The 11,962-nt window shown below is 62.0% G+C and carries 9 protein-coding genes and 2 tRNA genes; 8 read left to right on the top strand and 3 right to left on the bottom strand.

What is annotated here, in order from left to right; translation table 11 throughout:
* Nucleotides 1–2: 2 nt before the first annotated feature.
* Nucleotides 3–506 (bottom strand): division/cell wall cluster transcriptional repressor MraZ, encoded by a 504-nt coding sequence (gene mraZ, locus AB3N21_RS02955; protein ID WP_367933802.1) that lies wholly within the window; start codon nt 504–506, stop codon nt 3–5.
* A 955-nt stretch (nt 507–1,461) separates the two neighbouring features.
* Between mraZ and AB3N21_RS02950 the strand changes: the two genes are divergently transcribed.
* Together AB3N21_RS02950 and AB3N21_RS02945 are read left to right on the top strand one after the other, a co-directional pair.
* Nucleotides 1,462–1,686 carry a DUF1127 domain-containing protein gene (locus AB3N21_RS02950; protein WP_367933801.1) on the top strand — a complete coding sequence of 75 codons (225 nt, stop codon included), beginning with the start codon at nt 1,462–1,464 and terminating at the stop codon, nt 1,684–1,686.
* Nucleotides 1,687–2,126: 440 nt separating this feature from the next.
* Nucleotides 2,127–2,975, top strand: coding sequence for an endonuclease/exonuclease/phosphatase family protein (locus AB3N21_RS02945; RefSeq protein WP_367933800.1), 849 nt, complete (start codon nt 2,127–2,129; stop codon nt 2,973–2,975).
* Nucleotides 2,976–2,984: 9 nt separating this feature from the next.
* Here AB3N21_RS02945 and AB3N21_RS02940 read toward each other — a convergent pair whose 3' ends face one another.
* Nucleotides 2,985–5,387, bottom strand: a complete 2,403-nt coding sequence (locus AB3N21_RS02940; RefSeq protein WP_367933799.1) for an ATP-dependent helicase — start codon at nt 5,385–5,387, stop codon at nt 2,985–2,987.
* 186 nt (nt 5,388–5,573) lie between these two features.
* Between AB3N21_RS02940 and AB3N21_RS02935 the strand changes: the two genes are divergently transcribed.
* The 4 genes from AB3N21_RS02935 to AB3N21_RS02920 all read left to right on the top strand — a co-directional run bounded on the left by AB3N21_RS02935 (nt 5,574) and on the right by AB3N21_RS02920 (nt 11,400).
* Nucleotides 5,574–6,023: a hypothetical protein gene (locus AB3N21_RS02935; protein WP_367933798.1), complete on the top strand. Its 450-nt coding sequence runs from the start codon at nt 5,574–5,576 to the stop codon at nt 6,021–6,023.
* A gap of 30 nt (nt 6,024–6,053) precedes the next feature.
* Nucleotides 6,054–6,638, top strand: a complete 585-nt coding sequence (locus tag AB3N21_RS02930; RefSeq protein WP_367933797.1) for a GGDEF domain-containing protein — start codon at nt 6,054–6,056, stop codon at nt 6,636–6,638.
* A 39-nt stretch (nt 6,639–6,677) separates the two neighbouring features.
* Nucleotides 6,678–7,841: an alpha-hydroxy acid oxidase gene (locus AB3N21_RS02925; protein ID WP_367933796.1), complete on the top strand. Its 1,164-nt coding sequence runs from the start codon at nt 6,678–6,680 to the stop codon at nt 7,839–7,841.
* Nucleotides 7,842–7,962: 121 nt separating this feature from the next.
* Nucleotides 7,963–11,400: a pyruvate carboxylase gene (locus AB3N21_RS02920; RefSeq protein ID WP_367933795.1), complete on the top strand. Its 3,438-nt coding sequence runs from the start codon at nt 7,963–7,965 to the stop codon at nt 11,398–11,400.
* A 60-nt stretch (nt 11,401–11,460) separates the two neighbouring features.
* On the opposite strand, the gene AB3N21_RS02915 is transcribed toward AB3N21_RS02920, so the two are convergent.
* Nucleotides 11,461–11,610 carry a hypothetical protein gene (locus tag AB3N21_RS02915; RefSeq protein WP_367933794.1) on the bottom strand — a complete coding sequence of 50 codons (150 nt, stop codon included), beginning with the start codon at nt 11,608–11,610 and terminating at the stop codon, nt 11,461–11,463.
* A gap of 151 nt (nt 11,611–11,761) precedes the next feature.
* On the opposite strand from AB3N21_RS02915, the gene AB3N21_RS02910 reads away from it, so the two are divergent.
* Both AB3N21_RS02910 and AB3N21_RS02905 read left to right on the top strand, forming a co-directional pair.
* Nucleotides 11,762–11,836 (top strand) — tRNA-Gly (locus AB3N21_RS02910).
* 32 nt (nt 11,837–11,868) lie between these two features.
* Nucleotides 11,869–11,943: transfer RNA gene (locus AB3N21_RS02905), tRNA-Gly, on the top strand.
* Nucleotides 11,944–11,962 lie beyond the last annotated feature (19 nt).

Below are 11,962 nucleotides of genomic sequence, written 5' to 3'. Positions count from 1 at the left end.
CGTCACCCATCCCCGGGTCCGTCGAGATACTGCATCGGATCGAAATCGTCCGGCAACTCGTCCAGCCACTCTTCGGCGGCGGCAAGCTCTACACTCTCGTAGGTCTCGGGTTTCCAGATCTGGAACGTATCACCGGCGGCGATGAAGAAGGCCTCGTTGTCCAGGTCGATTTTCTTGCGCAGCTTGGCAGGCAGCACCAGACGGCCGGTTTCGTCCACATTGGTGGGAAAGGACTGACCGTGGAACATGCGCTGCAGCATCTTGCGCTGCATCGAACCGCGCGGCAGTGCGTCGATCTTGGCATCGACCTCGTCGATCGCCGCCATCGTGTAGCATTCCAGGTATTTGCGGCGGTGATCGCCATAGACGATCACAAGTTCGGGGTTGTCGCCGGATTGCCAGTTGGGATCGCCCGCCTCAAGCACACGGCGAAACGAGGCCGGGATCGACACCCTGCCCTTCGCATCCACCTTGTGGTGGCTTTCACCTCTGAACCTGCGCGCCAAGCCGACTGTCCCTTTCGCCTGCGCCCCCGTTAAAACTCACACACCCCCAGATGCTAAAAACGGCAGGTTGATCTGCTGCCACCGATCAACCCGCCGCATTTGCCCGCTGTGCGGGAAGTCCAGCTGCGCGCGCCACCTGGGGGGATGTCTGCTCGCCCGCGCGCCGGATCTCATTGTTCTGATGAAAGCGAGATGCCTGTATGAAACCTGTTTGTTATTGGTTGGGGTCGTTAACTGCCCCTACTGCCTCGTCCTCATCGGATGTATTAGGGATGCCATGGGAATTCATGGAAATCAATAGGTTTTTGAGGGAAGATTTTAAACATGGCCTTGTTTGCTTACTGATTTTGACTGGAAATGCAGAAGATTCGCTGTCAATTGCGGCCTTGATAGCGGGTTTCGCCATTCAAGGCACAACATGTTGTGACGCAGGTGCGCGGCCGCAATCTCCCATTATTTCCCAATATTTTTTCGCTACGCCGGCAAACGCTTGCTTTTGTTCTATATTTGTTCACGAAAATCACACGAATCGCGCATCATATCCCGTCCCACGAACATTAGGCCACGCCTCTTCGGGACCAGTCGGCCATTCTCATCCCACGGTTTCCCATGTCCCGTGATTTCCCAGACGCCAGTCCCATAATGTCCCAAATCCGTCTTGGTGTCGCGCAGCCAAATTCAAGGCCCGTTCTTCGTTCACGTTACGTAAAAATGTAGCCCCTCAGACCGAATACCCACACAAAACCGAAGCGACGGCCCAAGAGCATTGCCGCGAAACCCCAACAAAACAGGCGCCCCGAGCGTGTCACACGGGTTTCCCAGCCAATCTATGCACTTGCTGCATAGCGGCATTGCCGATGTCAGCCATTGTGCACCTGCAGCATTTGCCTATTTTCAGTCTCAAGCAAACGCCGCAGCACCGCGGCACCATCCGATACGAATACAGGTTACGAACATGGCCGTTACGAGCGAACACACCGCCCTGAAGGGCACCCAGACCTTTGGCTTCTTTGCACTGATCGAAGCCGCCAAGACCCGTTACACCCGTCACCGGGTCTACCGCCAGACCGTCAACGAACTGTCGGCGCTGTCGGGACGCGAGCTGGCTGATCTGGGCCTGCACCGCTCGATGATCAGGCGGGTTGCGCAGCAGGCGGCGGACGAGTTCACCCCGCGCTAACCACCAGGAATACACGGGATCAGGCCCTTACTCCTCCTCCCTTGAGGGTCTGAACTTAGGCGGCGGCATTCTCCTCCTCCCTGTGCCGCCGCACCTTATACCGGCTCTGAACGCCGGAAGCCGATACACCGGGTTCTCCTCCTCCCTACCCGGTGTTGAAAGCGCGCGGCGGTGTCCTCCTCCTCCCTGACACCGCCGCGACTTCATACCGGGATCAAACCCGGGTTCGGATACATCGGGGCCTTCCTCCTCCCTGCCCCGATGTTGCAAAGAACGGCGGTTCCCCCTCCTCCTCCCTGGGAACCGCCGTTTTTCTTTGCCTTGCACCGCCGTCCAATCCAAACGGCACGCGCCTTGACCCACCGCGCATTACCGAGGCACGCTGGTTTCATTCCTATATTTGACTTTCGAATTCTCATTCTCGATTGGAGGCCCGTGCCATGAAATTCACGCTTGCGACGTTCAACACATTCTGGCTGTTCGACAACGAGGCGCCCCTGAAGCGATGGGGCGAGCGCCTGCCGGATGGTGGGTTCGAGGAAAAGGCCGACCTGATTGCCGAGGCCATTCGCGGCATCGGGCCCGAGGGGCCGGACATCGTGGGCTTGCAGGAGGTCGAAGGGCCGCATGTTGTCGAGGCGGTTCAGCAGAGGCTTGCCGCCGCAGGTCACGCGATGCCGTTTCTCTACTGCGGCGAGACGCTGGACCCCTACACCGGGCAGAACGTGGCGGTGCTGAGCAAGTATCAGGCGTCGATCAGCCCGGTCACCCGGCTGGATCAGACCGCCGTGACTTATATCGACGCACGCGAACGCGAGCGGGTCGGAAGCCTGGGTAAATTCGTGCGGGCAGATATCGAAGTGGGCAGCGAGGTCATTTCGCTCTTCGTCGCGCACCTGAAATCCCGCCGGGGCGGAACCGAGGAAACCAGGCTGCTACGGAACGTGCAGGCGCAGATCGTGCGGCATCTGTCCCGACCACGGGTCGAGCAGGGCAATTCCGCCTCCCCCTCGTTCACCGCGATTCTCGGGGACATGAATGACGAGCCCAAGACCAAGCCGCTGGACATCATGCAGGGCAAGCTGGACACCAGTTACAACCTGATTTCAGCGACCGAGCATCTGCCCGAGGAAGAGCAGTTCACCTATGAGTTCGACGGCCGTAAGCAGCAGCTTGATCACATTCTGCTCAGCAAGTTCACCCACGACCGGATGCAGGACGCCGGGTTCACGCGAATCGACCGGCCTGCGTCGGATCATGATGCGGTGTGGGTGACGCTCGATCTCTGAGAAGCTGTCTCAGAACGACACGTCGTCGCTGGCGGTGAGAAAACGGGCCACCACTTTCTTGGTCCCGGCCTTCTCGAAGTCCACCTCGACTTTGTCGCCCTCGATACCGATCACGGCGCCATAGCCGAATTTCTGGTGGAACACCCGCTCGCCCAGCGTAAAGCTGGCCACCGCGTCGAGGTCGATCACCGTATTCCGGCTCTCGCGCGGCTGAGACACGCCGTACTGGCCCTGCCGCGCCTGCAGGCGTTTCCAACCGGGGGAGTTGTAGACATTGGCCTCGGCCGCACGGGTCTCGATGCCCTGCGCGCTGTAGCCCCCGCCGCCATAAAGGCCCGGAGGTGTCAGCACCTCCACATGATCCTCGGGCAGTTCGTCGATGAAGCGGGACGGCAGCGCGTTCTGCCATTGCCCGAACACCCGTCGGTTGGCGGCGAAGGAGATGGTGCAGACCTCTTCGGCGCGGGTGATGCCGACATAGGCCAGCCGCCGTTCCTCTTCGAGGCCCTTGAGGCCCGATTCGTCCATCGAGCGCTGGGATGGGAACAGTCCGTCTTCCCACCCCGGCAGAAACACGGCGGGAAACTCCAGCCCCTTGGCCGCGTGCAGCGTCATGATCGAGACCTTGGCCCCGTCCTCGCTCTGATCGTTGTCCATGATCAGGCTGACATGTTCCAGAAATCCCTGCAGGTTCTCGAATGATTCCAGAGCCTTGACCAGCTCCTTGAGGTTTTCCAGCCGCCCCGGCGCCTCGGGCGTTTTCTCGTTCTGCCAATGGGCGGTATAGCCGGATTCGTCCAGCACGATCTGCGCCAGCTCGACGTGAGAGACCTCGGGCTCGCCATAGGCAAGCTGTGGCGGCGCGCCGTCGTCGATCACCGCGTTATCGTCAACCTCGATCACCGGTCCGCGCGTCATTCCGTTCCAGCGGGCCAGATTGTCGACCAGCTGCCGCAAGGCCGCACCACCCTTGCCTTTGATCAGCCCTTGCTCGACCGCGATTCGCGCACCTTCGACCAGCGACACGCCGTGGGAACGCGCCGTCATCTGGATCGTCTGCTGCGCCTTGTCACCGAGTCCGCGCTTGGGCGTGTTTACGATCCGCTCGAACGCCAGATCGTCCTCGGGGCTGACAACCAGCCGGAAATAGGCCATGGCATCGCGGATCTCCATCCGCTCATAGAATCGCGGGCCGCCGATCACCTTGTAGGGCAGGCCGATGGTCAGGAACCGGTCCTCGAAGGCCCGCATCTGGTGCGAGGCACGAACAAGGATGGCGATGTCATCGAGGTTCATGGGTCGCACGCCGCGCGTGCCGCCCTGCATCGCGTCGATCTCTTCCCCGATCCAGCGCGCCTCTTCCTCGCCATCCCAATGGCCGATCAGGCGCACCTTTTCGCCAGTCTCGGCTTCGGTCCACAGCGTCTTGCCCAGCCGCCCCTCATTGCCGCGAATGACGTTCGAGGCAGCAGCGAGGATATGGGGGGTCGAGCGGTAGTTCTGCTCCAGCCGCACCACATGAGCGCCCGGGAAATCCTTTTCGAACCGCAGGATATTGCCCACCTCGGCACCGCGCCAGCCATAGATCGACTGGTCGTCATCGCCGACGCAGCAGATGTTCTTGTGCGCCCCGGCCAGCAGCCGCAGCCATAAATACTGTGCGACGTTGGTGTCCTGATATTCGTCCACCAGGATGTAGCGAAACCAGCGCTGGTACTGCTCCAGCACGTCCGGATGGGTCTGGAAAATCGTGACCATGTGCAAGAGCAGATCGCCGAAATCCACTGCGTTCAGCTCGCGCAGACGGGTCTGGTATTGGGCGTAAAGCTCGACGCCCTTGTGGTTATAGGCACCCGCATCCGCCGTCGGCACCTTGTCGGGGGTAAAGGCGCGGTTCTTCCAACCGTCGATGATGTTGGCGAGCAGTCGCGCGGGCCAGCGCTTGTCGTCGATATTGGCCGCCTGCACCAGTTGCTTGAGCAGGCGCAGCTGGTCGTCGGTATCCAGGATGGTGAAATTCGATTTCAGATCCACCAGTTCCGCATGACGGCGTAGCAGCTTGACGCAGATCGAGTGGAAGGTGCCGAGCCACGGCATCCCCTCGGCGGGCTGACCCAGCAGGCGCCCCACCCGTTCCTTCATCTCGCGCGCGGCCTTATTGGTGAAGGTCACGGCAAGGATTTCATTCGGGCGCGCACGCGCGGTGCTCAGCAGATGCACGATCCGCGTGGTCAGCGCCTTGGTCTTGCCCGTACCCGCGCCTGCCAGCATCAGCACCGGGCCGTCCAGCCGCTCCACCGCCTCACGCTGGGCCGGGTTGAGATCGTCCAGATAGGGCATCGGCCGCGCCGCCATCGCCCGCGCCGACAGCGATGCGCCCTCGAAGGCGTCCATTTCATCGAAGCTGCTCATGCCGTCAAACTACGCCGGAACGCGCCTGAGGGAAAGGGTTTGTTCACGACTTGTTCCAGCTCATTTCCGACTTATCCACAGCAATCGGCCAAATTTCACCGAAAGATGAAGCATCTGCTCTGGGTGGAATTAACGGTTGTCAAACCCGGCCCCGGAAGATTTCCCAAAGCTCTGGAGCGCGGCATAATGAGCGGAACGGAGACGGGGCCGGCCACGGGGCGGCTGAAATGGATCGGCATTTGCATCGGTCTGATCGGGCTCGGCGTCGCCGCAGGTTGGGGCATTTACAGAATTCCGGCGCCGATCGTAGACCGGATGCTCGAGGCGGGTCTGCGGCACCAGGCCGACCTGTGGAACCGCCGGGTGGTGCTGCATCTGGAGGATGCGGAGGTCACGTTCCGCACCGGCATGCTGGACGAACACGATCGCGAATTTCTGGCGCTGATGCCCAAGGCCTCGGATGTCTACCGCTTCAAACTGCTCAAGGCGGATGGCCGGGTGTTCTGGTCCACCCGAGCGTCCGATATGGGCAGCACCGTCGACACCTCGCATTTTCACTCCGTCGTGGCAGCGGGAAGCGTCTATTACAAGCATGAGGAAAAGCCGGTCTCAGAGGTCGATGGGCTCCGCATATAACCGGCATCCCCGGATATCGGGACCCGACATGTGGCCGAGCTCTACACACCGGTGATTGCGAACGGCCAGTTTGTCGGCGCGGTCGAGTTCTATTCGGACATTACCGATCTGCGCAATCTGTTCATCATGCGGGTGCGCCTGTCACCGGCGGTGGACGTGGATCATTTCAAGAAGTTCAACGACACCGAAGGCAATGACGCGGGCGACATGGTGCTGCGCGCGGTGAGTTCCGTGCTGGTTCAGGGCTGCGACGGCGATGAGGTCGCCTGCAGAATGGGAGGTGAGGAATTCACCCTGATCCTGCCCGACAGCAAGCCCGAGGATGCGATCACCCGCGCCGAGCATCTGCGGCGGGCGGTTGAGGCGGTGACGGTGCGCTATGGCGAAAAGACCCTGCCGCGAATCACGATTTCGCCGGGCGTCGCGCATTGCCCCTCGCATGGAACCATGCCGCAGAACTTGATGCGGGCCGCCGACGATGCGCTCTATCTTGCCAAGGACAAAGGCCGCAATCAGGTGCAGGTCGCCACCTATTCACCGCTGGTTGCCGAGGCCGGGCCCGCCGAGGATCGGGATGTTGCCAAAAGGAAGCCCTGCAAGGAAGCCGCCGCCTGAGTCTCTTGCCGAATCGCCGGGCAGGCCCGATCAAATCGCATGGACCTGCACAGCACTTACCCTGGCATCGAGGACCTGAAACGGCGCGCCCGGCGCAGGTTGCCGCGATTCGTTTGGGACTATCTGGACAGCGGCACCGGGGCCGAGGCGACTACGGCCCGCAATCGCGCCGCGCTGGACCGGGTCGGTTTCGCGCCCTCGATCCTGCATGGCACGCTTGAGATGTCGCTCGGCACCCGGTTTCTGGGGCAGGACTATCCCCTGCCCTTCGGCATCGCTCCCATCGGCATGTCCGGGCTGATATGGCCCGGGGCCGAACGCATTTTGGCGCAGCAAGCGGCTCGGGCGGGCATTCCGTATACTCTTTCCACCGTTGCCAGTCAGAGCCCCGAGGATCTGGCACCACATCTTGGGCCGAACGCATGGTTCCAACTCTATCCGCCCAGGGATCCCGAAATTCGCCGTGATATTCTAGAGCGTGCACGCGCTGCCGGGTTCCGGGCACTGGTGCTGACCGTGGACGTCCCCGTCGCATCACGGCGTGAGCGGCAGGTTCGCTCGGGCCTGACCCACCCGCCGCGACTGTCCCCGCGCCTGCTGGCGCAGGTGGCGATGCGGCCCCGCTGGGCCATGGGCATGGCGCGGGCCGGGATGCCGCGGATGCGAACGCTCGATAAGTACATCGGTAATCGGCAGAATCTGCCACCGACGGCCCATATCGGGTACCTACTGCGCACCTCGCCGGACATGGATTATGTCAAATGGCTGCGCGATCACTGGGACGGCCCCTTCATCGTCAAGGGCGTGATGCGCGCCGAAGACGCGGCCACACTCGAGGCGGCGGGGATTGATGCGCTGTGGGTGTCCAACCATGGCGGGCGGCAGTTCGACGGCGCCCCGGCCAGTATCGAGGCGTTGCCCGCGATCCGCGCGGCCACGGCCCTGCCGCTGATCTTCGACAGCGGCATCGCGGGCGGGCTGGATATCCTGCGCGCGCTGGCGCTTGGCGCCGATTTCGTGATGTCGGGTCGCGCCTTTCTTTATGGCCTTGCCGCATTGGGTGAGGCGGGCCCGGCGCATGTGGTCGAGATCCTGCAGCAGGACATGGAGGCTAACATGGGCCAGATCGGCGCTGCTACGCTGTCGGACCTGCCGCCTCCGTTGACGTTGACCGACGCTGCACCGCAGCATATTGTGCCGTGAAATCCGTGCCCCTGCGGCGTTTGCGAGCGATAACATGCCGGTTCTACCCAGAAATACAGATGTACCTGCACGTATTGTCCGCCTAAAACCACCGCCAAGCTGAAAGAGACCGGGACCTGCCATGACCGACTTCAATAAAATCCTGATCGCCAACCGCGGTGAGATTGCGATCCGCGTGATGCGCGCGGCAAACGAGATGGGCAAGCGCACCGTCGCCGTGTTTGCCGAGGAGGACAAGCTGGGCCTGCACCGCTTCAAGGCGGACGAGGCCTATCGCATCGGCGAGGGGATGGGGCCGGTGGCCGCGTATCTGAGCATTGACGAGATCATACGCGTGGCCAAGGAATGCGGCGCCGATGCGATCCATCCGGGCTATGGCCTGCTGTCCGAGAACCCGGATTTCGTGGACGCCTGCGTACAGAACGGCATCACTTTTATCGGTCCCAAGGCCGAGACCATGCGCGCGCTCGGCGACAAGGCCAGCGCCCGCAAGGTCGCCATCGCGGCGGGTGTGCCAGTGATCCCGGCGACCGAGGTTCTGGGCGATGACATGGATGCGATCCGAGCCGAAGCCAAGGAGATCGGCTATCCGCTGATGCTCAAGGCCTCATGGGGTGGCGGCGGGCGCGGGATGCGCCCGATCCTGTCCGAGGACGAGTTGGAAGAGAAGGTACTGGAAGGCCGCCGCGAGGCCGAGGCCGCGTTTGGCAATGGCGAGGGCTATCTGGAAAAGATGATCACCCGCGCCCGCCATGTCGAGGTGCAGATCCTCGGCGACAAGCATGGTGAGATCTATCACCTGTATGAACGCGACTGCTCGGTCCAGCGCCGCAATCAGAAAGTGGTGGAACGGGCGCCTGCGCCGTACCTGACCGAGGAGCAGCGTGCCGAGATCTGTGAACTGGGCCGCAAGATCTGCGCCCACGTGAACTATGAATGCGCAGGCACGGTCGAATTCCTGATGGATATGGAATCGGGCAAGTTCTACTTCATCGAGGTGAACCCCCGGGTGCAGGTGGAGCATACCGTCACCGAAGAAGTGACCGGCATCGACATCGTGCGCTCGCAGATCCTGATCGCCGAGGGCAAGACGATTGCCGAAGCCACCGGAAAGGCGGCGCAGGACGAGATCCGGCTCAACGGCCATGCGCTGCAGACGCGGATCACCACCGAGGACCCGCAGAACAATTTCATCCCCGATTATGGCCGCATCACCGCCTATCGCTCGGCCACCGGTATGGGCATCCGTCTTGATGGCGGCACGGCCTATGCGGGCGGCGTGATCACGCGGTATTACGACTCGCTGCTGACCAAGGTCACCGCCTGGGCGCCGACTCCGGACATGGCGATTGCCCGCATGGACAGGGCGCTGCGCGAGTTCCGTATCCGGGGTGTCAGTACCAATATCGACTTTGTCATCAACCTGCTGAAACATCCCACGTTTTTGTCGAACGAATACACCACCAAGTTTATCGACACGACTCCGGACCTGTTTACCTTCAAACGCCGCCGCGACCGGGGCACCAAGGTGCTGACCTACATCGCGGACATCACGGTGAACGGGCATCCCGAGACCAAGGACCGCCCCCTGCCCCGGGCCGACCTGAAAGAGGCGAAGGCGCCGGCGCAGAAGGCCGAGCCGATGATGGGCACCCGCAACCTGCTGGAACAGAAGGGCCCGCAGGCGGTGGCCGACTGGTTGAAGGCGCAGCGGCAACTGCTGATCACCGACACAACCATGCGCGACGGGCACCAGTCGTTGCTGGCCACCCGCATGCGCTCGATCGACATGATCAAGGTGGCGCCGAGCTATGCCGCCAACCTGCCACAGCTGTTCTCGGTGGAATGCTGGGGCGGCGCGACTTTTGATGTGGCCTATCGTTTCCTGCAGGAATGCCCCTGGCAGCGCCTGCGCGACCTGCGCGAGGCGATGCCGAATCTGATGACCCAGATGCTGCTGCGGGGCTCGAACGGCGTTGGTTACACCAACTACCCCGATAATGTGGTGCGGGAGTTCGTACGGCAGGCCTCGCAGAATATCGACGTGTTCCGCGTGTTCGACTCGCTTAACTGGGTCGAAAATATGCGCGTGGCGATGGATGCCGTCGTCGAGAACGGCAAGATCTGCGAGGGCACCGTCTGTTATACCGGCGACATTCTCGATCCGGACCGGGCCAAGTACGACCTGAAATACTATGTCGGCATGGCGAGAGAGCTGCGCGATGCAGGTGCGCATGTTCTGGGCCTCAAGGACATGGCCGGGCTGCTGAAACCCACCGCCGCACGGATGCTGATCCGGGCGCTGAAGGAAGAGGTCGGACTGCCGATCCATTTCCACACTCATGACACCGCCGGGGTGGCCTGTGCCACCATCCTCGCCGCCTCCGAGGCGGGTGTGGATGCGGTCGACTGTGCGATGGACAGCTTCTCGGGCAACACCAGCCAGGCGACGCTGGGCACCGTGGTCGAGGCGCTGCGCCATACCGACCGCGATACCGGGCTGGATATCAAGGCGATCCGCGAGATCAGCGATTATTTCGAAGCCGTGCGCGGCCAATACGCGGCATTTGAGAGTGGGCTGCAAGCTCCGGCATCGGAGGTCTATCTGCACGAAATGCCGGGCGGCCAGTTCACCAACCTCAAGGCGCAGGCGCGCAGCCTCGGGCTGGAGGAACGCTGGCACGAGGTGGCGCAGATGTATGCCGACGTGAACCGGATGTTCGGCGATATCGTCAAGGTGACGCCGTCCTCGAAAGTGGTCGGCGACATGGCGCTGATGATGGTCAGCCAGGGCCTGACCCGCGAGCAGGTCGAGGACCCGGGCACCGAAGTGGCCTTCCCCGACTCGGTCATCGACATGATGCGCGGCAACCTGGGCCAGCCTCCGGGCGGGTTTCCCGACAGCATCGTCGGCAAGGTGCTCAAGGGTGAGGTGCCCAATACCGAGCGCCCGGGCAAACATGTCGAGGCGGTCGATCTGGAGGCCACCCGCGCCGATCTGTCGAAACAGCTCGAGGGCAAGGAGGTCGATGACGAGGACCTGAACGGCTATCTGATGTATCCCAAGGTCTTCCTCGACTACATGGGCCGTCACCGCACTTATGGCCCGGTCCGCACCTTGCCCACGCGCACCTTCTTCTACGGTATGGAGCCGGGTGAAGAGATCACGGCCGAGATCGACCCCGGCAAGACGCTGGAAATCCGCTGCCAGGCCATCGGCGAGACGGACGAGAAGGGTGAGGTCAAGGTGTTCTTTGAACTCAACGGCCAGCCGCGTGTAATTCGGGTGCCGAACCGCCTGGTCAAGTCCTCGACCGTGCAGCGGCCCAAGGCCGAAGCGGGCAATGCCAATCACATCGGCGCGCCGATGCCGGGGGTCGTGGCGACCATTGCCGCTGGCGCTGGACAAGAGGTCAAGGAAGGCGATCTGCTGCTGACCATCGAAGCGATGAAGATGGAAACCGGCATCCACGCCGAGCGCGATGCCACTGTCAAGGCCGTGCATGTGCAACCCGGCGGCCAGATCGACGCAAAGGACCTGCTGGTGGAGCTGGAATAGGCTCAGCTACAAAGCGGCATGACAAAACGGGCGGGGCCTCGCGGCTCCGCCCGTTTCCGTTCAGCCCGCCAGTGTGCGGGTCATAACAGTCGGAGCAGGCGTCAACATCGGCTGCGCCTCGACTGTTTTGCTGCCATCACAAACCGCCAGCGCAGCAATCACGATCAAGCCCGCAAGCAGTGTCGATTTTACGGTTTCAACCCCGGGCATACCTCACCTCCGCCAAAGCCGTTTTTGTCCGGTCTGATCCTTCAACGGGCGGGCATTGGTTTTCCGTCGCGGCAAAGATTTTTTCCCGATGTGGCGTTTTTCCTCTTGCAGCTTTCCGCCAGAATTTATACTTCACGCCTCACTCAACCGGGCGGGCGTAGCTCAGGGGTAGAGCATTACCTTGCCAAGGTAAGGGTCGTGAGTTCGAATCTCATCGCCCGCTCCAGGTTGAGATATCTGGCCGATGGCCAACTGGATGCGGGCGTAGCTCAGGGGTAGAGCATTACCTTGCCAAGGTAAGGGTCGTGAGTTCGAATCTCATCGCCCGCTCCAATATCTCAAAAAAAATGCA

The organism is Ruegeria sp. (assembly GCF_040830605.1).
Classification (GTDB): domain Bacteria; phylum Pseudomonadota; class Alphaproteobacteria; order Rhodobacterales; family Rhodobacteraceae; genus Ruegeria.
This window is presented reverse-complemented; position numbering and strand designations above follow the sequence as displayed.